Source organism: Halalkalibacter sp. HAAS-P014 (genome assembly GCF_056619965.1).
The window spans coordinates 1-25,856 of record NZ_JBWQTV010000026.1 but is presented as its reverse complement, the minus strand read 5'-3'; the positions used below and the strand labels follow the sequence as shown (position 1 = coordinate 25,856).

Genomic DNA, 25,856 nt, shown 5'->3' with positions numbered 1-25,856 from the left:
AGCTTTTATTACACGTTTGATTCACTTGATTCGAAGTTCAAATTAAGTTTTTCACTCGTTTGATCATCTTCATCATCAAGTTCTCTCATCTCAATCTCTTCTTCGTTACTCGATAACATCTTAACATCCATACCTAAAGATTGAAGCTCTTTAATTAGAACCTTAAATGACTCAGGGACACCAGGTTCAGGAACATTCTCTCCTTTTACAATCGCTTCGTACGTTTTTACACGTCCAACGACATCATCGGATTTGACCGTAAGGATTTCTTGAAGTGTATAAGCTGCCCCATACGCCTCAAGTGCCCAAACTTCCATCTCACCAAAGCGCTGTCCACCAAACTGCGCCTTACCGCCTAATGGTTGTTGCGTTACAAGTGAGTATGGACCTGTTGAACGAGCATGTAACTTATCGTCAACCATGTGAGCAAGTTTGATCATATACATGATTCCAACTGACACACGATTATCGAACGGTTCACCCGTACGTCCATCATAAAGGATTGTCTTTCCATCTCGAGCCATTCCCGCTTCTTCAATCGTACCCCAAACATCTTCCTCGTTGGCACCATCAAAAACAGGTGATGCAACATGAATACCAAGTTTACGTGCAGCCATACCAAGATGAAGCTCAAGTACCTGCCCAATGTTCATACGAGATGGTACCCCTAGTGGATTTAACATGATATCAATCGGTGTACCGTCTGGTAAATACGGCATATCCTCTTCAGGAAGGATACGCGAGATAACCCCTTTGTTACCATGACGGCCGGCCATCTTGTCTCCTTCGTGGATTTTACGTTTTTGAACGATATAAACACGAACAAGTTGGTTCACACCAGGAGGTAGTTCATCGCCATCTTCACGATTGAAAATTTTAACATCAAGGACAATCCCGTCGCCACCATGTGGTGCACGAAGTGATGTATCACGTACTTCACGTGCTTTTTCACCAAAGATTGCATGCAAAAGACGTTCTTCAGCAGTTAGTTCTGTTACCCCTTTTGGTGTAACTTTCCCAACTAATATATCTCCATCTTTCACTTCTGCCCCAACACGGATAATCCCACGTTCATCTAGGTTCTTAAGCGCATCTTCCCCAACGTTTGGAATATCACGTGTAATCTCTTCAGGTCCAAGCTTCGTATCACGAGCTTCTGATTCATATTCTTCAATATGGACAGATGTATAAACATCATCTTTCACAAGACGCTCACTTAAAATAATAGCATCCTCATAGTTGTATCCGTCCCATGTCATGAAACCAACCATAACGTTACGCCCTAATGCCATTTCACCTAGCTCCATTGAAGGGCCGTCAGCTAGGATTTCACGTTTTTCAACAACGTTTCCTTCTGCAACGATTGGACGTTGGTTATAACTAGTTCCTTGGTTAGATCGAATAAACTTTTGAAGATTATATTTATCAAGGTCGCCTTTAACTTCTTGACCATCTACCTCTTCAAGTCTACGAACCCAAATTTCTTTCGCAGTAACACGTTCAACGATTCCTCTATACTTCGAAACGATTGCAGCACCTGAATCTCTAGCAGATACATGCTCCATCCCTGTACCAACAATCGGAGATTCTGGTACAAGTAACGGCACGGCTTGACGTTGCATGTTCGCTCCCATTAATGCACGGTTAGAGTCATCATTTTCTAAGAAAGGAATACAAGAAGTCGCAGCAGATACAACTTGTTTTGGCGATACATCCATATAATCTAGACGCTCACGTGGTACAACTGTGTTTTCCCCACGGAAACGAGCGATGATATTATCATCGACGAACGAGCCGTCTTCATCAAGTCTTGCATTTGCTTGAGCAACTACATAGTTATCCTCTTCATCAGCTGTTAAGTAATCAATTTGAGAAGTTACTTTTCCAGTTTCTGGGTCAACTCTGCGATATGGAGTTTCCATAAAGCCAAACTCATTCACCTTAGCAAATGATGATAGTGAGTTAATCAGACCAATGTTTGGACCCTCTGGCGTTTCAATCGGACACATACGACCATAGTGAGAGTAGTGAACGTCACGGACCTCAAATCCTGCACGCTCACGAGTCAGACCACCAGGTCCTAACGCAGAAAGACGACGCTTATGTGTTAATTCAGCAAGCGGATTCGTTTGATCCATGAACTGTGACAACTGTGAGCTTCCAAAGAACTCTTTAATCGATGCAATCACAGGGCGAATATTGATTAACGCTTGTGGTGTTATCATGTTCGGATCTTGAATTGACATACGCTCACGGACAACACGCTCCATACGAGATAACCCAATTCTAAATTGGTTCTGAAGGAGCTCACCTACAGAGCGAAGACGACGATTACCAAGGTGGTCAATATCATCTGTGTCCCCTACACCATGTAATAGATTAAAGAAGTAGTTAATAGAAGCAATAATATCTCCTGGTGTTATATTTTTCACATCGCGCCCTACCATTGCATTCCCAATAACACGGATCGTTTTTTCGCCATCTTGATCATCTGGAGCATAGATTTGAATTGATTGCAAGTCAATTTCCTCTTCATCAACAACTCCACCAGAAGCGTGTACTTTACGGAACCCTACGTTGTTTTCAAGATAAGGTAAAATACGATCTAAAGTACGACGATCTAGTAATGATCCCTCTTCAGCAATAACTTCTCCTGTTTCAGGGTCAACCAATGTTTCTGCAAGACGTTGATTGAACAAGCGATTTTTAATATGAAGTTTCTTATTAATCTTATAACGACCAACATTCGCTAGATCATATCGTTTCGGATCAAAGAAACGTGAATCTAAAAGACTTTTTGCATTTTCAACAGTCGGTGGTTCTCCTGGACGAAGGCGTTCATAAATTTCCAATAACGCTTTCTCCGTACCATCCGTATTGTCTTTTTCTAACGAATTACGAAGATATTCATCTTCGCCTAGTAAATCAATGATCTCTTGATCAGATCCAAAACCTAATGCACGCAAAAGAACCGTCACTGGTATTTTTCTGGTGCGGTCGATACGAACGTAAACGATATCTTTGGCATCTGTTTCAAGCTCCAACCACGCCCCACGGTTTGGAATAACTGTAGCTGTGAAACCTTTCTTACCGTTTTTATCCGTTTTTTGACTGTAGTATACACTTGGTGAACGAACAAGCTGAGATACAATGACACGCTCTGCCCCATTGATCACAAACGTTCCTGTCTCAGTCATTAATGGGAAATCACCCATAAAGACTTCCTGTTCTTTAACTTCTCCAGTTTCCTTGTTAATGAGACGAACCTTTACACGCAGTGGTGCAGCAAACGTCACATCACGCTCTTTCGATTCCTCTACTGGATATTTCGGTTCGCCAAGACTATAGTCAATGAATTCTAGAACCAAGTTTCCTGTGAAGTCTTGTATAGGAGAAATATCTTGGAACATCTCTCTAAGGCCCTCATCAAGAAACCACTGATAGGATGCTGTTTGAATCTCAATTAGATTCGGCAGCTCCAATACTTCGTTAATCCTTGCATAGCTTCTTCGCTGGCGGTGGCGTCCATACTGAACTAGTTGACCTGTCAACTGATTCACCCCTCAAATCTCGCGTTATAGTATCTAAAAATGCAATTCTAGCTACTTCAACAAAAGTTAAAAGCAGAACTAGAGTCAACATTTTTATAGATTAAGAAAACTCGCACACTAATTATGTACGGACGTTAAAAGAAAGCTCGATTTCTTTCTCATAACGAAAAATAGGTAGTTACCTATCCGAAAAACATTCGATTATTACAGTATAACCACTATACCAGAACGTTATTCAAATATTTCCTCTTGACTTTATTTGAGTATTCGATCTAAAAATAGGTAGTTATACGCATTAAATAACAATATCACAAAAGACAAGCTGGGTCAAATCTTTTTTGCTTTTATGATAAAATATCCTTTTTTCTTCGTGACCACTTCCACATGCTGAAACAAGGATTCTAGCTTTTCGATCGTAGAAGGCGCACCTTGTTTCTTCTGAATAACAACCCATAGTTCACCTTGAGGCTTCAGATGTTTAAACGACTGTTCATAAATCGTGTGAACCACCTTTTTCCCTGCTCGAATCGGTGGGTTTGTTACAATTGCAACAAAATCAGATTTCGAAACACTCTCCAAAGCATCGCTTTTATAGACGCAAACGTTATCAATAGAATTACGCTCAGCATTACGTTTCGATAATGAGATCGCCCTTTCATTAACATCAACCATATGAATTTGACGACTCTTAGCCTCGAGAGCTAAAGATAACCCAATTGGGCCATACCCACAACCTACATCTAGTATATCGCCTTCTAAATCAGGAAAAGAAAAGGAATCAATTAATAACTTACTACCAAAATCTACTTCACTTTTCGAAAATACTCCACGATCAGAATAAAAGCGAAAGGACTTCCCCCGCAATGTATAGGTCCAATCTCTTTCTTCACTATCTACCCCTGGATTTTCCGAATAGTAATGCTCCGACATACAATCGCCCCTTTTTTGAATGGTCATTCTATTATATACGAATAGAATCCAGAAACAAAAAGGACCCGCAAAAAGCGAGTCCTTACTAGTAGGCTATTACTTAACTTCTACAGATGCGCCAGCTTCTTCAAGCTTAGCTTTGAATTCTTCAGCCTCATCTTTAGAAACGCCTTCTTTAATTGGAGCAGGAGCACCATCAACAAGTGCTTTTGCTTCTTTAAGACCAAGGCCTGTGATTTCACGAACAACTTTGATAACGTTGATTTTAGAACCACCAGCTGCTTCAAGAACAACGTCAAATTCAGTTTGCTCAGCGCCACCAGCATCTCCACCAGCTGCAGCTACAGCTACAGGAGCAGCAGCAGTTACGCCAAACTCTTCTTCAATTGCCTTAACTAGGTCGTTAAGCTCTAAAACTGTCATTTCTTTAATCGCTTCAATGATTTGATCTTTACTCATTTTGTAAATCCTCCCTGTTATCGTTTTGATTTATTTTATTGAATTCGCTCAATTATCTTTGTATATCATCATACAAAACTTATCTCATCTACGCGATTGCGAGATTGAGATCAAGCAATATTAAGCACCTTGTTCTTCTTTTTGTTCTGCAACAGCTTTTGTAGCCAATGCGAACTGACGAACTGGAGCTTGAAGTACATTTGCAAGCATTGAAAGTAGACCTTCGCGCGATGGAAGTTCTGCTAGAGCTTTAACTTCTTCTACAGAAGCAACTGCTCCTTCAATGACACCCGCTTTGATTTCAAGTGCTTCATGTTCCTTAGCGAAGTTGTTAATAACTTTCGCAGGAGCAATAACGTCATCTGTACTAAATGCGATCGCTGTAGGGCCAACTAACTGCTCATCAAGTTCAGTAAGTTCAGCCTCAGCAGTTGCACGACGAGCCATTGTGTTTTTGTACACTTTGAACTCTACACCAGCTTCACGAAGTTGCTTACGAAGTTCAGTTACTTCAGCAACTGTCAATCCACGATAGTCAACAACAACTGTCGATTTACTTTCACGTAGTTTCGTAGCAATATCTGAGACGATTTGCTTTTTTTGTTCTAATACGCTCATCCTTACACCTCCTATGGTTTTCTCCATACCGTTTAAGAAGCATATAAAAAGCCCCCATGTAGACATGAGGGCATACAAACACAGTTTTCGTTCCTGTATCTATTGCTTACCTCGGTAGGAAATTAAGTCTTGCGACACCTACTGTCTACGGTATGACATTTAATTTATAACGCATCCTGTAAGACACTCTTACGAGTATACAGACATTGCGACTAAAAGTCAATTATTATTTTGCAAACGCAGTTGCATTTACACGAACTCCAGGTCCCATAGTAGAAGCAATTGCTACGTTTTTCATGTACGTACCTTTTGCTGCTGCTGGTTTAACCTTAACAAGAGTTTCAATGATTGTCTTGAAGTTTTCAATAAGCTTGTCTGTTTCAAAAGAAACTTTTCCGATTGGCACGTGGATGTTACCAGCTTTATCAACACGGTATTCTACTTTACCAGCCTTGATTTCGCCAACAGCCTTTGTAACATCAAATGTTACAGTACCAGTCTTAGGGTTCGGCATTAAACCTTTCGGTCCAAGCACTCGACCTAATTTACCAACTTGAGCCATCATGTCTGGTGTTGCAACGATCACATCAAACTCGAACCAACCTTGGTTGATCTTGTTAATGAAATCCTCATCACCTACATAATCTGCTCCAGCAGCTTCTGCTTCTTTTGCTTTTTCGCCTTTTGCGAAAACAAGCACACGTTGTGTTTTACCAGTTCCGTTTGGAAGTACAACAGCACCACGAATTTGTTGGTCTGCTTTCTTAGGGTCAACACCAAGGCGTACAGCCACTTCAACTGTTTCATCGAACTTCGCTGTCGCAGTTTTCTTTACTAACTCAATTGCTTCTTCAACTTGGTACGCTGTTTCGCGGTCAACAAGTTTAAGAGCATCTGTATATTTTTTACTTTTCTTAGCCATGCTATATTTCCTCCTCGAATGTGGTTTTAGCGGTAATACCTCCCACTATTAAAGGTTGCGAACCTAGTAACTAGGCAAAGAGGGTCATACCTCATCGCAACCTCCGAAAAACTTACCAATTAGTCTTCAATCACAATACCCATGCTGCGAGCAGTACCTTCTACCATACGCATAGCCGCTTCAACATCAGCTGCGTTAAGATCTGGCATTTTCGTCTCAGCAATCTCGCGTACTTTATCACGTTTTACTGTAGCAACCTTCTTAACGTGAGGCTCTCCAGAACCTGACTCGATACCAGCAGCTTTCTTTAAAAGAACAGCAGCAGGTGGAGTTTTCGTGATGAATGTAAACGAACGGTCTTCAAAAACCGTGATTTCAACCGGGATGATAAGACCCGCTTGGTCTGAAGTACGAGCGTTGAATTCTTTACAGAATCCCATGATATTTACACCTGCTTGACCTAATGCAGGACCAACTGGTGGCGCTGGATTAGCTTTTCCAGCAGGAATTTGTAACTTAACCATTTTAATTACCTTTTTAGCCACGTGACACACCTCCTTAAAGTCCGTGATGTGGTTATCCGGGTGTTAATATTTGCACCCTCCCACTCAAAAAACGGATGCAATGCATATGCATCCGATGGCTCATTTACTGAAACCATAGTCAACCATGAAGATTCTATCACTTTCAACAAAAGATAGCAAGTTTTTTCTTGATTTAAATCTTTTCTACTTGATTAAAGTCCAATTCCACAGGTGTTTCACGACCAAACATATTAACATGAACTTTGACCTTTTGCTTATCTATTTGAATCTCTTCAATCGATCCGATAAAGTTGGCAAACGGACCTTCTTTCACCTTAACAGATTCTTTAATTTCAAAATCAATATCCGCTTTCGGCTCATCGACTCCTGCTTGTTTCAACAGAGACTCTACCTCTTCCGGAAGCAACGGTGTCGGTTTTGACCCCGCACCTGAAGAACCTACGAATCCGGTTACACCTGGTGTGTTTCTTACCACATACCAAGAGTCATCTGTCATAATCATTTCGACAATCACATAACCAGGAAACACTTTTTTTGTTACAGTCTTACTCTTGCCATTTTTCACTTCTGTTTCTTCTTCAACAGGCACAAGAACCCGAAAAATCTTATCGGTCATTTCCATTGACTCAACGCGTTTTTCGAGATTCGTCTTTACTTTATTTTCGTAACCTGAATACGTATGAAGCACATACCAATTTTTCTCCATTTTTAATAGGACGGTTTTGTCCTTCCCTCCTCTTCATGATAGAAGCTGTTCTAACGATCATAATAGACTAACCGAGTAGAATGCGAACAAGCTCTGAAATCCCGTAATCCACTACAAAGAAGAAAACAGAAATAAAAGCTACCGTTCCTAAAACAACCCATGTATAACGCGTTAACTCCTTACGCGTAGGCCAAGAAACTCGTTTCATCTCTTGTCCAACATCTCGTAGGAATTTCACAACATTGCCTTTTTCACCAGCCACAAAGACACCTCCAGCATCAATCAATATAGACAAATAAGAGTTTATCTATTCGAAATTATCACAATGTATATTAGTCACGTTGAAATTGTCTCTTTACTTTGTTTCACGATGAAGGGTATGTTCTTGGCAAGTTTTGCAGAACTTCTTCATCTCAATGCGGCCAGTGTGCGACTGTTTGTTCTTTTCAGTAACATAGTTTCGAGAATGACAAACCTCACATGCTAGTACAACTTTCGTTCGCACAACGCACCTCCAGCGTTCAAAGTACACACTAAGTAAATCTATCATACGCAACTTTTCGTGTCAATTATCAGAATAGTATGTACTATCTTTCAGGGCATTAAAAGAGAGTGACTTGACATAGACCTTCTCTAACCAGATAAAAGACTCATGCTCTAAGCCTTTTATCTAACAGAGAAATACTACCTTGCCACCCTCTACGAAACTATGATATTGATACCCCTCTAAGTTCAACATAACGTTCTAACTTTCTCTTGACACGCTGCAGAGCATTATCAATGGATTTCACATGACGATTTAAATCTACAGAAATTTCTTGATATGACCTGCCATCCAAATAGAGCATTAGCACTTGCCTTTCAAGATCACTAAGAAGCTCTCCCATCTTCAATTCGATGTCTGCAAACTCTTCTTGATTAATCAATAATTCCTCAGGATCCGTTACACGTGTACCACAAATAACATCCAACAACGTACGATCAGATTCCTCATCGTATAAAGGCTTGTCCAATGAAACATAGGAATTCAAAGGAATATGCTTTTGTCTAGTTGCTGTTTTAATTGCAGTAATAATCTGTCTCGTAATACATAGTTCAGCAAACGCTTTAAAAGAAGACAGCTTCTCCCCGTTAAAATCACGGACCGCTTTATAAAGACCAATCATTCCTTCTTGAACAATATCTTCATGATCTGCACCAATCAAAAAATATGATCTTGCCTTGGCACGAACAAAATTCTTATATTTATTGATCAAGAACTCTAGTGCCCCGCTATCTCCATTTCGAACAAAAACGACTAACTCATCATCTTCCACATTCTCATAAATAGGCTTGCGTTTCATTTCTTGAAGGTCCATGCTCACGACAATCCCTCCGACCTTGGCTGTTGTCCAAATTTATAGACCCATTATATAGCACAGATTTCCAGCCGGTCAACCACACATCAGCGCTGTCGACGCCATTTTTCAAAAATTTCAGCAATTTCTTTTGTAAGCGGAATTTTTGTCGAAATTTTCGTCGTTTGCGTTTTTTGGACTTCTTTGTCGATTCCCTTTTCTGTTGATTCTACTTCAATTAATAACTCTCTTGCTGATTTACGTAATGCACCACTTCCAAAGATCATTGACTGTTCTGTAAAGTCTGATGTGGCAACATGAATTCTCGTATCAACTCGCTTTAATTCTTTTACTAGTTTTTCAATACGCTCATCTGCCGTTTCTTTCTTGCGTGTGTACAATACATCAATACGATGGTTATGATATTTCTTTCCGATTCCGTCCACCATATGGGCGTCAAAGATTACGATAACACGATAACCTGTATAGGCTTGGTACTCAGCCATCATTTCAACAAGACGGTCCCTTGCTAAACTGAGATCTTTCTCCTTTAGCTCGCATAGTTCTGGCCAAGCCCCAATCATGTTGTATCCATCCACGAGCAATATATCCTTCATCTCACTCACTACCTACTTGGTGGCGTCTCCGAAACACCTCATACATAAGTAAACTTGCTGCAACTGACGCATTTAATGATGTTACTTGTCCTACCATTGGAATACGAATTAAAAAGTCGCACTTCTCTTTTACTAAACGGCTAATTCCTTTTCCTTCACTACCAATAACAAGCCCAATTGGCAGATCAAAGGAAGCTTGACGATAGTCTTCTTTACCTTTTGCATCTGTACCAGCAAACCAGATTCCACGTTTTTTTAGATCATCCATTGTTCTAGCTAAATTAGTTACTCTAACTACAGGAATATACTCAATTGCCCCCGTAGAAGATTTCGCAACTGTTTGCGTTAACCCTACAGCTCTTCGCTTTGGAATAATCACACCGTGCGCTCCAACTGCATCAGCTGTACGCAAAATAGAACCAAGGTTATGTGGGTCTTCTACTTCATCTAGCAAAAGAAAGAAAGGATCCTCGTCTCTTTTTTCTGCTGCTTGAAATAAGTCATCTATCTCGGCATACTCATAGGCTGCAATTGAAGCAACAACCCCTTGATGATTATCCGTATCAGCAAGTTGCGCTAACTTCTTTTTCGGAACATGCTGTATGAGCACACCATGTTCCTTTGCAAGCTGCACTACTTTTGTCATTTGTCCTTTTTGCGATCCTTCTGCAATCCAGATTTTATTAATGGAATGTCCTGATTTTAGCGCCTCTATTATTGGGTTCTTCCCTACTATAAACTCTTGACTCATTCTGGTTTCCTCCTTCCTGTTGCTTTGTTTTCCACAATTTCAATTGCCCGATTCATGATTTCATCAAGCCGTTTTTGTTTCCCTTGAAAGTAATGAAAGCCTAATAATGCTTCAAATCCAGTTGAATACCGATATGTATTCAAATCGGTATTCTTAGGAATTGAGCCAGACTTTGCATTTCTCCCACGCTTAAAGATTGCAATTTCATCTTCTGTTAAAAAATCGTCTTCCATTAGTTTACCCATAATAAAGGCTTGTGATTTCGCCGAAACATAATTCGTAGCCTCAACATGAAGACGGTGTGGTCTAACCGTCCCCTTGGCAATTAAATAGTATCTTACATACATATCTAGGACCGAATCACCCATATAGGCGAGCGCTAATGCATTTAACTGCTTCAAGTCTGTTTGAGCTTCAATAATCTTCATCCTAACCTCGCTTCCAACGGACGCCCTGCGCTGTATCCTCAAGCACAATTCCTTGTTCCTTTAACTCATCACGAATTTGGTCGGCGAGTGCAAAGTCCTTTTGTTTTCTCGCTTGATTACGCTTTTCAATCAGTTCCTCTATCTCAGCATCTAATAATTCCTCTTGTTGCTGCAATGTAATACCTAATACGCCAGCGAATTCTTGGAACTGTTGTATGAAAGCCTTTAATACTTCTTTCGATGTTTGTTCCTCGCGCAAATAACGATTGGCTTCTTTCGCAAGGTCAAAAAGAACTGCAATTCCATTTGCACTATTAAAGTCATCATCCATCTCTTCTATAAAACGTTTCTCTAGAGCATTGATTCTTTCAAGCCATTCTCCTGTTTCCCCAAAACCGGCTGACTCATTTAATCGATGTTCCAAACTAGCCACAGCCGTTTTCAACCGCTCAAGGCCACTTTTTGCTCCCTCTAACAATTCATCACTAAAGTTAATCGGACTACGATAATGGGCTGTTAACATGAAAAAACGTACAACTTCTGCTGAATGTTGTTGAATAATGTCTTTTGCCAAAACAAAATTCCCGAGTGATTTCGACATTTTTTCGTTATTTATGTTAATAAAACCGTTATGAAGCCAATAATTTGCCATTGGTTTTCCTGTTAATGACTCAGATTGAGCAATTTCATTTTCATGATGAGGAAATGTTAAATCTTGACCACCTGCATGAATATCAATTGTATCGCCTAAATATTTTTTTACCATTGCTGAGCATTCAATATGCCAGCCTGGCCTTCCGGCACCCCATGGACTTTGCCATGAGACTTCGCCCTCTTTCGCTGCTTTCCAAAGCACAAAATCTAAGGCATCCTCTTTCCGTTCATCAACTTCGATTCTTGCCCCTGAACGTAAATCATCAATAGATTGAGAAGAAAGTTTGCCGTAGCCTTCAAATTTTCTGGTTCTAAAGTAGACATCACCTTTTGCTTCATAGGCATAACCTTTTTCAATTAAAGCCTCAATAAATGAAATAATTTCTGGAATTGTTTCCGTTACACGTGGGTGAAGATCTGCTTCTTTTACACCCAGTGCACATGTGTCATGATGATAAGCTTCAATAAAGCGATTGGCTACTTTAAATACATCTTCACCAAGCTCATTGGCTGCACGGATGATTTTATCATCTACGTCTGTAAAATTAGAAATGAATGTAACATCATAGCCACGGTATTCTAAATATTTTCGAATCATATCATATACAATTGGTGGTCTGGCATTACCGATGTGAATGTAATTGTAAACTGTAGGTCCACATACATACATCTTCACTTTTCCTTCTTCAATCGGTATAAAGCTCTCTTTCTTTTTCGTTAAACTGTTATACACCTGAATAGTCATCTCACCCTACCCCTTCTTTCAATTTGTAACATACTATGCAATAACCCTATATTATGAAAAAACTCCGATAAGAAAATGCATCCCTATCGTTCTAATTACTTGCTGATTTTTCCACTTTCTCTTTTTCCGCTTTTAAAACTTTAATTTCTTCTTCTAATTCTTTTAACTTATCAGCGATCGGATCAGGCAATAAATGGTGATTAAGCCCGTGCTCTACTTTCACTCCGTCTTGAACCACAATCTTACCAGGAATACCCACAACGGTTGAGTTAGCAGGCACTTCTTTTAAAACAACTGAACCTGCTCCTACACGTGCATTTTTACCGATTTTGAAAGAACCTAATATTTTTGCTCCTGAGGCAATGAGCACTCCATCTTCCACTGTCGGATGGCGTTTCCCTTTTTCTTTACCAGTTCCCCCAAGTGTAACACCTTGATAAATCGTCACATCGTCTCCAATTTCACAGGTTTCACCAATTACAACACCCATTCCATGGTCAATAAATAAACGCTGACCAATTACTGCACCTGGATGTATTTCAATACCTGTAAAAAAACGGCTAATCTGGGAGATTAGTCGAGCTACAAAAAACAACTTTCGGCGCCAAAACCAGTGCGCTAAACGATGAGCCCAAATTGCATGAACTCCTGAGTATGTGAAAATAACTTCAATTCTACTTCTAGCAGCTGGGTCTTGCTCGAATACTACATCCACATCATTTTTCAACGTCTGAAATCTCTTCCCCATATTCTCCTCCCCCTTATGTACTTGTTCTCTCTAAACTTACTTACAATAAAAAGCGCCTCTGTGCATTATTAATGCACAGAGGCGCTCATGCGCGGTTCCACTCTGCTTAGAGAAGATAACCTTCCCATCTTTATAGCTTATAACGTAGCTACTCGCTCTTTCCTACTTTATCGTTTCAAAAAGAGGCTCAAGGGTGCATTTCAAAGCGAATATACCTAAACCACTCTCAGCTAATGTGGTTCTCTCTGGAAGGAGTCTTCACTTCTACTTTTCCCTTTCAACGCGATAACATTATTGAGTTACTAAGCTTTGTAAACGAGCAAGAACAACGTCTTTTCCAATTAATTCAATTGAATCAGGTAGATCGCGCCCGTGCGTCTGTCCTGTTGTCGCCACACGGACTGGCATAAACAACTTCTTCCCTTTATGACCAGTAGCTTTTTGAACCGCTTTAATAGCAGCTTTGATGTTCATAGATGTAAACTCTTCAACTGTTTCTAGTTCCTGAATGAATTGACTCAATACTTCAGGTACTTGCTCTTCATTTAAAACGGTTAATGCTTCCTCATTATACTCAATTTCTTTCTTAAAGAAAAGCTCTGTCAACTCAACGATTTCTGCACCATATTGCATTTGCTCCTGGTACAAGCCGATCAAACGCTTCGCCCAATCTTTTTGCTCTGCTGTCATATCTTCTGGGAGCTTACCAGCCTTCACTAAGTGAGGTAAGGCCAAGTCAACAACGGTATCCAGCTCTGCATTTTTCACATAATGATTATTCATCCAAGCTAGCTTTTCCATATCGAAGACAGCAGGAGCTTTGGATACTCGATCTAATGAAAATTGTTGTCCCAACTCATCAATTGAGAAAATTTCTTCTTCCCCAACAGGAGACCAACCCATTAAGGCAAGGAAATTGACCAAGGCTTCGGGTAAATAACCTAATTCTTTATATTGTTCAACAAATTGAATAATCGACTCATCACGCTTACTCATTTTCTGACGGTCTGGATTTAAAATTAAAGATGCATGAGCAAATTTCGGTACATCCCATCCAAATGCCTCATAAAGCATCACTTGTCTAGGCGTATTTGACAAGTGCTCTTCACCCCGGATAACATGGGAAATCTTCATGAGGTGATCATCAATCACAACCGCAAAATTGTACATTGGAATTCCATCTTTTCGGGCAATAACAAAATCACCAATGCCATCTGATTCAAACTGAACATCTCCACGGACAGCATCATCAATCTCAATCATTTTCCCTTCAGGAACACGGAAACGTACAACAGGCTTAAGCCCTTTTTCTTCAAAAGCTTTTCGTTGCTCTTCTGTTAAATCACGATCACGGCCACTGTATTTTGGTGTTTCACCACGTGCCTTTTGCGCTTCACGCTCTGCCTCTAACTCTTCTTCGGTCATATAACAATAGTATGCTTTTCCTTCATCAAGAAGCTGTTGAATATACTCTTTATATAACCCAAGACGTTCCATACAGCTATAAGGGCCATACTCCCCACCTACATCTATACTCTCATCCCAATCCATGCCAAGCCATTTTAAGCTTTCTAATAACTTCTCTTTAGCTTCCTCAACATTACGAGCTTGGTCGGTATCTTCAATCCGTAAAATAAACTTCCCACCTTGGCTTTTTGCAAACAAGTAATTAAATAGTGCAGAACGAGCACCACCAATATGTAAATGCCCCGTTGGACTTGGAGCAAATCGAACACGAACGTCACTTCCCATATTTAACACCTTCCATTTCTATCAATACGATATGTCTTGTTATTTGTTCCTATTTTATAACCTAACACACTACTTAGGTCAAATTTATCTTTTTAGCCACTTTTTTCTGTTAACAGAATTACTGCTTGAGAGGCTATTCCTTCTCCTCTGCCTGTGAAACCTAATTTTTCTGTTGTTGTTGCTTTAATGTTTACTTGAGTAACATCAGCTTCTAATAATTCTGCAATTCGTTTTCTCATCGTCTCAATATGAGGAGCCATTTTCGGCTTTTGCGCAATAATCGTACAATCAATATTCCCTAACTGATATCCTCGCTTTTTTATGATCTCCCATACATGAGTTAGAAGTACTGCCGAGTCTGCATCCTTAAATGCATCATCTGTATCAGGAAAATGCTTCCCTATATCTCCTTCTCCAATTGCACCTAATGCTGCATCGGCGATCGTATGCAATAAAACGTCGGCATCAGAATGACCCAATAATCCTTTTTCATAAGGAATTGTAATACCACCAAGTATTAAAGGCCTTCCTTCTACTAATTGATGAACATCAAAACCTTGTCCAATTCTCATCATTGTCGTAACTCCCTCTCCTTAAAGATCGCTTCAGCAAAGAACATATCATCAGGGGTTGTCAGCTTAATATTTTGATAATCCCCTTCAATAATTGCAACGTCTAGGCCTAACCACTCAATAAGACTAGCATCGTCTGTACCTATCATGTTAGCTTCCTCTGCCTTAGCATGTGCTTCTTTTAGTACCGATAATTGAAACGATTGAGGTGTTTGAATCTGCCACAGCTCGGCTCTATTTAATGTTTCAATAACCTTATTATCTTGTACTCGTTTAATCGTGTCCTTCACTGGAACAGCAACAGTCGCTGCTCCGGTTTCTTCGGCTTTTTTTACAAGACTATGAATGACTTCCTGTGTAATAAATGGCCTTGCTCCATCATGTATAAGTACAATTTGTTCGCCTTCTAATGAATCAACTCCATTTTTTACACTTTGCTGTCTTTCATCTCCACCTTCAATAATAGCACTTACCTTATGTATACGATGCTCCTTAGCTAAGCTCATCATCATCCCTTGCTCTTGCTTGTTTGCAACTAGCACAATTTGCTTACACCACGGATCTAGTTCAAACAATCGCAACGTATGTACAATAAGCGGCTCCCCTTTCAATTCGAGGAACTGTTTATTCTTTCCAGCTTTCATTCTTTTGCCCTGACCAGCAGCAGGTATGACAACAGTGTACATCATTTTCTTCTCTCCTATAGTAACAAACGTTCAACTTGGAGCTTATCTTAAATAACTCGATTCATCCCAATTATTTTAGCATGTTCTATCGACGAATGGGATAGGTTTTGTTTTAAGTAGCGTTTATCCTTTTATTTGACAAAAGATAAGCGCTAACCTTCAAATAGAAGTATAGCGCTTATAGAGTAATAATTTAAAGAATACGAGTAAAAGCAAAAAGGTGTAAACCAACCTTTTTGCTCCGGGTGGCAATCGCTTCTCTCGCTGCGCGTTGATTAGGAGAAAACCACTCCTTATCAACTTTAAAGACTGCAGCGGCTTCGCTGATTGCTACGAGTAAAAGCAAAAAGGTGAAAACCAACCTTTTTGCTTTTACTCTACAGGGCTTTTTCTAGGAGTTTGGGTTTGGCGAAGATCATTCGGCCGGCACTTGTTTGGAGTACACTTGTTACGACAACATCGATTTGTTTCCCAATATGATCGCGTCCACCTTCAACAACAATCATCGTACCATCATCAAGATAGGCAACTCCTTGGTGTTGTTCTTTCCCATCTTTGATTACTTGAACATTTAATTCCTCACCTGGTAGTACGACTGGCTTTACTGCGTTTGCTAAATCATTAATGTTTAATACAGAAACTCCTTGAAGTTCGCAAACTTTATTCAAGTTAAAATCGTTCGTGACAACCATACCAGACATTAGTTTTGCTAATTTAATTAATTTGCTGTCCACCTCAGATATATCGTCAAAGTCACCTTCATAAATCTCGACATTAATAGGAAGCTCCTTTTGAATCTTATTTAAAATGTCGAGTCCACGCCGGCCACGATTACGCTTTAGTACATCCGACGAATCAGCAATATGCTGAAGTTCTTCTAATACAAAGCCAGGAATAACGAGTGTTCCTTCTAAGAATCCTGTTTTACAAATATCTGCAATACGCCCATCGATAATTACACTTGTATCTAGAATTTTCAATTGGTTTTTTGGAGCTACTTCTGCCTCTTCATCTTCTTTTTTCTTATTTCTCGTTAGTGTAAATAAATTAATAAGTTCGTCACGCTTTTTAAACCCAATTTGAAAACCTAAATACCCAACAAAGATCGTTACAAAAATTGGAACAACTGCACTGATAAAAGGGATGTTAATGGCATTTAATGGGATACCGATTAGATAAGCTACGATAAGTCCAACTATTAACCCCATTGTCCCAAATAAAACATCTGTTACCGGAGCCCGTACAATGGCTTCTTCTAATAGCTTCATGACATTAACAATATAATCAGCAAGCCAAAAAGTTGCAATAAAGAAAATAATAGCACCGATAATAGCACCAACATACGAACTCGTAGCCCAATTAGGCAATTCACCAAAATTTAATATATGGATAAGTTCAGGGATAAAGATAAAGCCTAATGCCCCTCCAACTAGAACGAAAAAAAGCTGTACGATTCGCTTTAGCATCCATATTCACCTCCTTTTACTATTATAGACAAAAATACAAATTCAAAACCTAGCAAACTGTATTTCACATAAATTCTCACGTTTGTTTAACTTCTTTAACAAAATATATATATAAGTTCTTTTTGAATTCATAAAACTTTAAATATGTCGATCTACGAACAATTGTTCTTGTATGCGATTAAGCCCATCTTTTATCATTTTTGCTCTCGGTTCCCCAATTCCTTCAACTTCATCTAAATCATGAATACTAGCAGACATGATAGCAGACAAGTTACCATACTTTTCTATTAGGTTTTCGATGATCGCTGGCGGAAGTCTAGGTATCCGGTGAAGGACACGGTAACCCCTAGGAACAACCGCTTGCTCGGTGATATTGATATTCTTCCCATATCCTAGTGCCTTTACAATCTCTTGTTCATCAAATAAATCCTGTGACTGAAACCTCGTTAGCTCCCTTAATAGTTCATAAACATTTTGACTACGATCTTTCACATAATCTTTTAACAACAAAATGGCTTCTTTCTCTGTGTTGGCAACTAGCTCATTCAACTGCATCGTAATCAATCTACCTTCGTTTCCTAGCTCATTTATATAATTAAGGATTTCACGCTCTATTCTTAAAACCATCTGCACACGATGAATAACCTGCGTGACTTCATGGAAAGTGACCAATTGTTCAAACTCCAATGCACCTAAATTTGTAATACCTTGATCAAGAACAACTTTATATTTTTCCAAAGTTTGAATGGCTTGATTAGCCTTTGTAAGAATCACTCCAATATCCTTTAATGAATAGCGGTGCTCTCCTTGATATAACGTAATAACGTTACGACGCTGCGATATCGATATCACCAAATTCCCCGTTTGTTTCGCAACTCTTTCGGCAGTTCTGTGACGTATACCCGTTTCATTTGAAATGATTCCATTGTTTGGTACAAGCTGCGTATTAGCATATAAGATTCTTTTTCCATCTTCACTTAAAATAATAGCACCGTCCATTTTTGCTAACTCATATAAATAGGCAGGAGAAAAATCACAATTAATAAAGAATCCACCATCTACAATCGGAATCATCGCGTTGTCATAACCGAGGACAATCAATCCCCCTGTTTTGGCTCTAAGGACATTATCAATCCCTGCTCGTAAATCAGTGCCAGGAGCTACTAACTTCAAGACACTTTGGATAAAAGCTGTACGCCTTTTCCCTTCACTCATTGACTAACCTCCTAATCCGACTTCTAACGCCCTTTCTAATGTTGGAACACCTATAACGTCAATGTCATTTGGGTATGTCCACCCCCCTAAATTCTTCTCAGGTATAATGACCCGTTTGAAACCTAGTTTTGCTGCTTCATTCACTCTTTGTTCAATTCTCGATACACGTCTAATCTCACCGGTTAACCCTACTTCACCAATTGCTACATCAGTGGGACTTGTCACTTGATTACGAAAGCTTGATGCGATACTAAGGACAATTGCTAAATCAATTGCTGGTTCATCTAATCGAATTCCACCGGCAACATTTATATAGGCGTCTGAATTTTGCAAAAGCAATCCAACTCGCTTTTCAAGCACTGCCATTAATAAGGAAACACGGTTATGATCGACCCCTGTTGCCATCCTCCTCGGGTTCCCAAAACTTGTCGGAGATACTAATGCTTGTAATTCAACAAGAACCGGCCTTGTTCCTTCCATAGAAGCAACTACAATTGATCCTGCAGCTCCTTGTGACCGTTCTTCTAAGAAGATCTCAGAAGGATTTAATACTTCTGTAAGCCCCGTTTCCTTCATTTCAAAAATACCCATTTCATTTGTGGATCCGAAACGGTTTTTGACGGCACGCAAAATGCGAAAGGTGTGATGACGCTCTCCTTCAAAATAGAGAACGGAATCAACCATGTGTTCAAGTAGTTTCGGTCCTGCAATTGACCCTTGTTTTGTAACATGGCCTACAATAAAAATAGCAATCCCCTTTGTTTTTGCAATTCTCATAAAAGCAGCTGTACATTCTCTAACTTGTGCAACACTTCCGGGTGCTGAGGTGATTTCTTCTTGGTAAACCGTTTGAATAGAGTCAATAATAACTAACGTTGGTTGTACTTCATCGATCGCTCGTTCAATAAAGGTAAGATCTGTCTCTGCTAACACATACAGATCTTGCGATGACACCCCTAAACGCTCAGAACGTAACTTTGTTTGTTTAACCGATTCTTCTCCAGAAATATATAAGACCTTTTGCTTTGTTTCCGCTAACTTAGACGAAAGCTGTAACAAAAGTGTAGACTTTCCAATCCCGGGGTCTCCCCCTACAAGCACAAGAGATCCAGGAACAATTCCTCCACCGAGAACACGGTCAAGTTCTGTCATCGTTGTACTTATCCTAGCCTCTGTCTCGCTTTTTACTGTAACAATTGACTGTGGCTTTGATCCTGTTGTTGCTGAAGTGACATAGCTGCGACTAGACTGTTTCGCACTCTGCTCGAATTCTTCAATCATTGTGTTCCAATTTTGACAACCTGGGCACTTTCCCATCCACTTGGCTGATTCATATCCACATTCTTGGCAGACGAACTTTGTTTTTTTCTTAGCCATATGCTTATTCCCCCCTACCTATAAACTCTATTGTAACATTGTAGGAAGAAAAAAGTTTCTTATCAAAACTGACATACGTAAGACAATTTAAGCTACTGAGTTATTTATTTACCACATCAGCATTTAACCGAATAAGTACACTGATTGATCAGTTAAACCAATGTATAGGATTTGTTTAACTACTTCTACTATATGGCAAAAAGCCAGGGGATTATGACTCTCCCCTGGCTTTTGTTCATTTAGAGCCTACGATGTATGTGTTTTTTGTTTATACTTGTAAATTTTCTCTTGTATCTTCTGTTAGGACAAACAGCTCACCATCTTTGACATCAATGATTGCTTTTTGCCCCTTTGAAATCGTTCCTTTTAGTAATTCTTCTGACAAACGATCCTCAACTTGCTTTTGCAAAGCACGACGTAATGGACGAGCACCATATTCAGGATCATATCCTAGGTCCGTGATCTTATCTTTTGCTGCTTCTGTAAGCTCGATATCAACACCTTGCTCCACTAAACGTTTCTTCAGTTGATCAGCCATTAACGTGATGATTTCACGAATATGCCTCTTCTCTAGTGAGTGGAAGACAATCAATTCATCGATACGGTTAAGAAACTCAGGACGGAAGCTACGTTTTAGTTCTGTCATTACTTTATCTTTCATATCGCTGTGCTCGCGTTCTTCCCCTTCTGCTGCAAACCCTAAGAATTTGCTACGCTTTAATTCACTTGCTCCAACGTTTGAAGTCATAATGATCGCTGTATTTCGAAAGTCAACCGTTCTTCCTTTTGAATCCGTTAAACGGCCATCCTCTAATACTTGAAGAAGAATGTTAAATACTTCTGGGTGAGCTTTTTCAATTTCATCTAGTAGAATAACGGAATATGGCTTACGACGGATTTTTTCTGTTAACTGTCCACCATCATCATGCCCAACATACCCAGGAGGTGAACCAACGAGACGGCTGGTCGTATGTTTTTCCATGTACTCAGACATATCAATACGGATAACAGAATCTTCATCACCAAAGAGTGTTTCAGCAACGGCTCTAGCAAGCTCCGTCTTTCCGACCCCAGTTGGCCCTAAGAAAATAAATGAACCAATTGGTCGCTTCGGATCTTTCAATCCTGCACGTGCACGGCGAATCGCTTTTGAAATAGATTGAACCGCTTCTTCTTGACCAATTACACGTTCATGGAGAATAGATTCCATTTTAAGCAAGCGATCTGTTTCCTCTTCTGCAAGTTTCGAAACTGGAATTCCCGTCCAACTTGCAACAACTTGAGCGATATCTTCAGAGGTCACTTCAGTATCTTCTTGACCTTGATTTTTCTTCCACTCATTTTTCATCTCTTCTAACTCTTCACGTAAACGTTGTTCCGAGTCACGTAATGAAGCTGCCTTTTCAAATTCCTGGCTTTGAACAGCAGCATCCTTTTCTTTCCTTGTTTCTTCTAAACGTTGTTCAAGCTCTTTCAAGTTTGGTGGTGCTGTATATGATTTTAAACGAACTTTTGAACCGGCCTCGTCAATCAAGTCAATTGCTTTATCTGGTAAGAAGCGATCTGAAATATAACGGTCAGACAGCTTAACAGCAGCTTCAATTGCATCATCGGTTATCGTTACACGATGGTGTGCTTCATAACGATCACGAAGGCCTTTTAAAATTAGCTCTGACTCATCTAATGTAGGTTCATTAACTTGAATTGGTTGGAAACGACGTTCAAGCGCTGCATCCTTTTCAATGTATTTACGGTACTCATCAAGAGTTGTCGCACCAATACATTGTAATTCTCCACGAGCAAGAGATGGCTTCAAGATGTTCGATGCATCAATTGCACCTTCTGCTCCACCTGCACCAATCAATGTGTGCAGCTCATCAATGAACAGAATGACATTACCCGCTTGGCGGATTTCATCCATAACCTTTTTCAAGCGATCTTCAAACTCACCACGATATTTTGTACCAGCAACAACCGTACCCATGTCAAGCGTCATTACTCGCTTGTTACGAAGCGTCTCTGGCACCTCATTAGCAATGATTGCTTGGGCTAAGCCTTCTGCAATAGCTGTCTTACCGACCCCTGGTTCACCGATTAAAACAGGGTTATTTTTGGTTCTACGGCTTAATACTTGAATTACCCTTTCAATTTCCTTGCTACGGCCAATGACTGGATCAAGAGTTTCTTCTCTTGCTACAGCTGTTAAATCACGAGCTAAACTATCAAGTGTCGGTGTATTAGCATTTGCATTACCTGTACTTTGACCTGAAGAACTTCCGACTTCATTGCTACCAAGTAACTGTAACACTTGTTGACGTGCTTTATTTAAGCTAACGCCCAAGTTATTTAGGACACGTGCTGCTACTCCTTCTCCTTCACGAATTAACCCTAGTAAAATATGTTCTGTCCCCACATACGAATGACCTAACTTTCTAGCTTCATCCATTGAAAGCTCAATCACTTTCTTTGCTCTAGGAGTATAGTGAATCGTTTTAGAACCTTCTTGGCCTTTGCCAATTAACGACTCTACTTCTTTTTGGATTTTCTCTGAACCTAGTCCTAGTGCTTGAAGAGCCTTAGCAGCAATTCCTTCTCCTTCACGGATTAACCCAAGTAAAATGTGCTCAGTACCAATGTTATTATGCCCCAACCTTACTGCTTCTTCTTGTGCCAATGCTAATACTTTCTGTGCTCTTTCTGTAAAACGTCCAAACATCATTGACGTCCACCTCCATGATTATTCGTTCGTTTCTTCCTCTAATTTTAACCGTTCCCGAATTAATGTAGCGCGTCTTTCATCACGCTGTTCAGGAGATAAAACTTCGCCAGCATATTGCTGGAGAAAACCTGGCTGGGTCAAGATCATTAACTCATTTAAGATATTCCCTGACAGACCCTTAATCAAACCCAAATCAATACCTAATCTAACATTGGATAAACGTTGAGTCGCTTCTTTTGATTCAATTAAGCGACTATGCGCTAAAATTCCATATGAACGATGAACACGATCTTCTAGTTGAATTCTAGATTGGTCTAGAAGACTTTCTCTAGCTGCTCGCTCTTGCTGAATAAGTTGCAAAACAACCCCTCGCAGATCCTCAACGATGTCCTCTTCTGATTTTCCTAGTGTTATTTGATTGGAGATTTGAAATAGGTTACCTAAAGCTTCGCTACCTTCCCCATAAATTCCTCTAACAACTAAACCTAATTGATTAATTGCAGGTAAAATTCTATTAAGTTGCTGAGTTATAGCAAGTGCCGGTAAGTGCATCATCACTGATGCTCGCAACCCTGTCCCAACATTGGTTGGACAACTTGTTAAGTACCCTCTCTTTTCATCAAATGCATAGGTTAACCGTTGCTCGATCCAATCATCAATTTGGTTTGCTTTCTCAAGTCCCTTTCCTAGCTGAAAACCAGGAAGCAAACATTGAATGCGAATATGATCCTCTTCATTTACCATAATACTTACTGCTTCATCTGTATCGAGTAGTACAGCTCCATGCTTCGAATGATCTGCTAGATTAGGGCTAATGAGATGCTTTTCAACTAACACACGTTTTTCATTCGCTTTCATATCGTCTATCCGTAACAACTCAAGCGCCCCAACTTGTTGGAACTCTTCTTGAGTTAATGCCTCTCCTATATGTTTTGAAGTGGCATAAGACTCCTCCATTGAAGATAATAATGGGAATTTATATTCTTCAAGGTTTCTAGCTAATCTTATTCGACTACTTAGCACAATATCCGAATCTGGGCCATCTTTTTTCATCCATGGACTTAAAGCTTCTGAAATAAATTGTTGGAGTGACATAAATTAGCCCTCCTTTTGCTCATTCTTTTGTTTTTCTAACAACCTGATTTCATCACGAAGTTCAGCTGCCTTTTCGAACTCTTCTTCCTCAATTAAACCTTTTAATGTCCCTTTTAATGAATCGATTTGACGTTGTAGTTGTATCCCCCCGCCAATTCTTTCTGGAAGCTTACCTGAATGGGTATGATTGCCACTATGAACTCTCTTCAAGATTGGTGTTAGTTTTGCTTCGAAACTTTTATAGCAGTTTGCACACCCAAACCTACCTACTTGGGTAAATTGCTCGTAAGTCATGCCACATTTGTCACATGAATGTTTTATTTCTTGTGCTTCAGCTTTCATTGGTTGCTCAAAGTTTAACAATCCGGATAAGAGCTGATGAATTGAAAAGCTATTAGATCCTGGGAAGTACTCACCCTTTTCTTTTGCACATTGTTCACAAATATGAAATTCAGTCTTCTCACCATTTATGATTTTAGCAAAATGCAAACTAGCTTTTCTCTTATTACATTCCTGACAAATCACAAAATTTCCTCCTCTCTATGATAACTCTTTATACTTTAGCGTTTCTAACATAGCAATTAAAATATTGGCACGAACCTCATCTCGATGACTAATATTCGCATTGTATAATGTACGGTCAATTACACTAATCATTAAATTCGCTTCTCTTTTTGTAATAGCCTCTTCATCAAATAAACGTAAAATGATATTCTCAGCTGTTTGTTGATCAATCCTCTTACCGATAATTTGAATCATTTGTTCAAACAAATCTAAATGATCGTGAGGACTAATTTTTATGATACGAATATATCCACCGCCACCTCTTTTACTTTCAACTTGATACCCCTTTTCTAACGTAAATCTCGTTTGAATAACATAGTTAATTTGTGAAGGTACACATTGAAACTTCTTAGCAATTTCACTTCTTTTAATCTCTAAGGGGTCATCTCCACTTTTATTGAGGGTGGCTTTCAAGTATTCTTCAATGATGTCAGATATATTTCTCAATACTTGCCCTCCCTTCGCCATTTGACTTTGACTATCTTTGACTTTATAAACATTATATGCGTTTCAATTAAAAAGTGCAATATATGAGGTTGCTGTTGAGAATCGGCCTTGCATATGTTTGTTGATTTTATGTATACGTATTATCAGTATAACCAGGCTTCTTTAGTTGATAACCTTTTATTATTAGATATTTTCACCAATTTATTTATTAATTCGATTTATTTTTTCAAAAACAGGTTAAATTCAGCTAATATTTTAAGTTGTTAAAGTAAAAAGTACTATATTATGTATTCTAACTAGAGCTTATACATTCCTTCTTATCCTGCTTTTTAATCCTACTTTTTCTTATGTGGCAACTTAAACTTGCTAGCTTCCTCAAAAGGTAGTTTAACCAATTTGCCCTGATAAGAAGTTAGTTATAGACTCTTGTCATTTATATCTACTCTAGTTAATTAGTTGTCTAAAATTATATAATGTACGTACTATCAAAGTATATCTTGAGCTAAACTCCAGAGCTCTTTATGCTTTGAGCGTAACGTTTAAGCGCACTAAAAAAACACAATCCTATCGGAATGTGTTTTTTCTGATTGCAACGTCCTTGCAGACTATTCCCTCCTACGAGGAAAACATTCATGAGCTCATTCTAAAGAGGAATATTGTTGTTCTACGAAGAGAAACAGTTCTTCTCACAGGGGACTTGCTGTATAGAGGGTTGCTCATTCACAATGCTCCATCGACTCATCCGATCCTTTAGACCAGAGGCCTTCTACGCTTTGAGTGTGACATTTATGCAAAAAAACACAACCCTATCGGATTGTGTTTTACTGCTTTAAAGCCTGGCAACGTCCTACTCTCACAGGGGGAAGCCCCCAACTACCATCGGCGCAAAAGAGCTTAACGACCGTGTTCGGCATGGGAACGGGTGTGACCTCTTCGCTATCGCCACCAGACT

26 protein-coding genes, 1 rRNA gene and 2 other annotated features are annotated in these 25,856 nt (G+C 39.5%); all 27 genes read right to left on the bottom strand.

Annotated elements, in window-relative coordinates; genetic code table 11:
* Window positions 1-8 precede the first annotated feature (8 nt).
* The 27 genes from rpoB to rrf all read right to left on the bottom strand — a co-directional run bounded on the left by rpoB (window position 9) and on the right by rrf (window position 25,854).
* The gene (gene rpoB, locus AC1FXZ_RS19885) at window positions 9-3,551 is read right to left on the bottom strand and encodes a DNA-directed RNA polymerase subunit beta (protein WP_480056901.1); all 3,543 of its coding nucleotides are present in this window, start codon (window positions 3,549-3,551) and stop codon (window positions 9-11) included.
* A gap of 327 nt (window positions 3,552-3,878) precedes the next feature.
* Window positions 3,879-4,481, bottom strand: coding sequence for a class I SAM-dependent methyltransferase (locus AC1FXZ_RS19880; protein ID WP_480056899.1), 603 nt, complete (start codon window positions 4,479-4,481; stop codon window positions 3,879-3,881).
* Window positions 4,482-4,577: 96 nt separating this feature from the next.
* Window positions 4,578-4,940 (bottom strand): 50S ribosomal protein L7/L12, encoded by a 363-nt coding sequence (rplL, locus tag AC1FXZ_RS19875; protein ID WP_480056897.1) that lies wholly within the window; start codon window positions 4,938-4,940, stop codon window positions 4,578-4,580.
* Window positions 4,941-5,060: 120 nt separating this feature from the next.
* Complete coding sequence (gene rplJ, locus AC1FXZ_RS19870; RefSeq protein WP_480056895.1) at window positions 5,061-5,558, bottom strand: 50S ribosomal protein L10; 498 nt, start codon at window positions 5,556-5,558, stop codon at window positions 5,061-5,063.
* A gap of 35 nt (window positions 5,559-5,593) precedes the next feature.
* Window positions 5,594-5,727: a sequence feature (ribosomal protein L10 leader region), on the bottom strand.
* A gap of 57 nt (window positions 5,728-5,784) precedes the next feature.
* Entirely contained in the window at window positions 5,785-6,480 is a 696-nt protein-coding gene (gene rplA / locus AC1FXZ_RS19865; protein WP_480056893.1) for a 50S ribosomal protein L1, read from the bottom strand.
* Window positions 6,481-6,599: 119 nt separating this feature from the next.
* Entirely contained in the window at window positions 6,600-7,025 is a 426-nt protein-coding gene (gene rplK, locus AC1FXZ_RS19860; protein WP_034745189.1) for a 50S ribosomal protein L11, read from the bottom strand.
* Window positions 7,026-7,197: 172 nt separating this feature from the next.
* Entirely contained in the window at window positions 7,198-7,731 is a 534-nt protein-coding gene (gene nusG, locus AC1FXZ_RS19855) for a transcription termination/antitermination protein NusG (RefSeq protein ID WP_480056891.1), read from the bottom strand.
* Window positions 7,732-7,798: 67 nt separating this feature from the next.
* The gene (secE, locus tag AC1FXZ_RS19850; RefSeq protein ID WP_480056889.1) at window positions 7,799-7,993 is read right to left on the bottom strand and encodes a preprotein translocase subunit SecE; all 195 of its coding nucleotides are present in this window, start codon (window positions 7,991-7,993) and stop codon (window positions 7,799-7,801) included.
* A 93-nt stretch (window positions 7,994-8,086) separates the two neighbouring features.
* Window positions 8,087-8,236 carry a 50S ribosomal protein L33 gene (rpmG, locus tag AC1FXZ_RS19845; protein ID WP_480056887.1) on the bottom strand — a complete coding sequence of 50 codons (150 nt, stop codon included), beginning with the start codon at window positions 8,234-8,236 and terminating at the stop codon, window positions 8,087-8,089.
* Window positions 8,237-8,438: 202 nt separating this feature from the next.
* On the bottom strand, window positions 8,439-9,095 hold the full coding sequence (sigH, locus tag AC1FXZ_RS19840) for an RNA polymerase sporulation sigma factor SigH (protein ID WP_480056885.1): 657 nt from the start codon (window positions 9,093-9,095) through the stop codon (window positions 8,439-8,441).
* 80 nt (window positions 9,096-9,175) lie between these two features.
* Window positions 9,176-9,685 (bottom strand): NYN domain-containing protein, encoded by a 510-nt coding sequence (locus AC1FXZ_RS19835; RefSeq protein ID WP_480056883.1) that lies wholly within the window; start codon window positions 9,683-9,685, stop codon window positions 9,176-9,178.
* Between the two features lies 1 nt (window position 9,686).
* Window positions 9,687-10,436, bottom strand: a complete 750-nt coding sequence (rlmB, locus tag AC1FXZ_RS19830; protein ID WP_480056881.1) for a 23S rRNA (guanosine(2251)-2'-O)-methyltransferase RlmB — start codon at window positions 10,434-10,436, stop codon at window positions 9,687-9,689.
* Window positions 10,433-10,864 (bottom strand): Mini-ribonuclease 3, encoded by a 432-nt coding sequence (locus tag AC1FXZ_RS19825; protein ID WP_480056879.1) that lies wholly within the window; start codon window positions 10,862-10,864, stop codon window positions 10,433-10,435. The genes rlmB and AC1FXZ_RS19825 overlap by 4 nt, the downstream gene beginning before the upstream one ends.
* Before the next feature lies 1 nt (window position 10,865).
* Complete coding sequence (gene cysS / locus AC1FXZ_RS19820; RefSeq protein WP_480056877.1) at window positions 10,866-12,263, bottom strand: cysteine--tRNA ligase; 1,398 nt, start codon at window positions 12,261-12,263, stop codon at window positions 10,866-10,868.
* 91 nt (window positions 12,264-12,354) lie between these two features.
* A complete protein-coding gene (gene cysE / locus AC1FXZ_RS19815; RefSeq protein WP_480056875.1) occupies window positions 12,355-13,011 on the bottom strand; it encodes a serine O-acetyltransferase in 657 nt (218 codons plus the stop codon).
* A 74-nt stretch (window positions 13,012-13,085) separates the two neighbouring features.
* Window positions 13,086-13,301: a binding site (T-box leader), on the bottom strand.
* Between the two features lies 1 nt (window position 13,302).
* Entirely contained in the window at window positions 13,303-14,763 is a 1,461-nt protein-coding gene (gltX, locus tag AC1FXZ_RS19810; protein ID WP_480056873.1) for a glutamate--tRNA ligase, read from the bottom strand.
* A 92-nt stretch (window positions 14,764-14,855) separates the two neighbouring features.
* Window positions 14,856-15,338 (bottom strand): 2-C-methyl-D-erythritol 2,4-cyclodiphosphate synthase, encoded by a 483-nt coding sequence (gene ispF, locus AC1FXZ_RS19805; protein WP_480056871.1) that lies wholly within the window; start codon window positions 15,336-15,338, stop codon window positions 14,856-14,858.
* Window positions 15,335-16,024 carry a 2-C-methyl-D-erythritol 4-phosphate cytidylyltransferase gene (ispD, locus tag AC1FXZ_RS19800; protein ID WP_480056869.1) on the bottom strand — a complete coding sequence of 230 codons (690 nt, stop codon included), beginning with the start codon at window positions 16,022-16,024 and terminating at the stop codon, window positions 15,335-15,337. The genes ispF and ispD overlap by 4 nt, the downstream gene beginning before the upstream one ends.
* 190 nt (window positions 16,025-16,214) lie before the next feature.
* Window positions 16,215-16,367: a hypothetical protein gene (locus tag AC1FXZ_RS19795; protein WP_480056867.1), complete on the bottom strand. Its 153-nt coding sequence runs from the start codon at window positions 16,365-16,367 to the stop codon at window positions 16,215-16,217.
* A gap of 31 nt (window positions 16,368-16,398) precedes the next feature.
* The gene (locus tag AC1FXZ_RS19790; protein WP_480056865.1) at window positions 16,399-17,487 is read right to left on the bottom strand and encodes a PIN/TRAM domain-containing protein; all 1,089 of its coding nucleotides are present in this window, start codon (window positions 17,485-17,487) and stop codon (window positions 16,399-16,401) included.
* Between the two features lie 138 nt (window positions 17,488-17,625).
* Complete coding sequence (gene disA / locus AC1FXZ_RS19785) at window positions 17,626-18,702, bottom strand: DNA integrity scanning diadenylate cyclase DisA (protein WP_480056863.1); 1,077 nt, start codon at window positions 18,700-18,702, stop codon at window positions 17,626-17,628.
* A gap of 3 nt (window positions 18,703-18,705) precedes the next feature.
* On the bottom strand, window positions 18,706-20,079 hold the full coding sequence (radA, locus tag AC1FXZ_RS19780) for a DNA repair protein RadA (protein ID WP_480056861.1): 1,374 nt from the start codon (window positions 20,077-20,079) through the stop codon (window positions 18,706-18,708).
* 268 nt (window positions 20,080-20,347) lie between these two features.
* On the bottom strand, window positions 20,348-22,798 hold the full coding sequence (gene clpC / locus AC1FXZ_RS19775; RefSeq protein WP_480056859.1) for an ATP-dependent protease ATP-binding subunit ClpC: 2,451 nt from the start codon (window positions 22,796-22,798) through the stop codon (window positions 20,348-20,350).
* 18 nt (window positions 22,799-22,816) lie between these two features.
* Window positions 22,817-23,893: a protein-arginine kinase McsB gene (mcsB, locus tag AC1FXZ_RS19770; RefSeq protein ID WP_480056857.1), complete on the bottom strand. Its 1,077-nt coding sequence runs from the start codon at window positions 23,891-23,893 to the stop codon at window positions 22,817-22,819.
* A gap of 3 nt (window positions 23,894-23,896) precedes the next feature.
* Window positions 23,897-24,418 (bottom strand): protein-arginine kinase activator protein McsA, encoded by a 522-nt coding sequence (gene mcsA, locus AC1FXZ_RS19765; protein ID WP_480056855.1) that lies wholly within the window; start codon window positions 24,416-24,418, stop codon window positions 23,897-23,899.
* A gap of 15 nt (window positions 24,419-24,433) precedes the next feature.
* Window positions 24,434-24,904, bottom strand: a complete 471-nt coding sequence (locus AC1FXZ_RS19760; protein WP_480056853.1) for a CtsR family transcriptional regulator — start codon at window positions 24,902-24,904, stop codon at window positions 24,434-24,436.
* Window positions 24,905-25,738: 834 nt separating this feature from the next.
* A 5S ribosomal RNA gene (gene rrf, locus AC1FXZ_RS19755) occupies window positions 25,739-25,854 on the bottom strand.
* Between the last annotated feature and the right edge of the window lie 2 nt (window positions 25,855-25,856).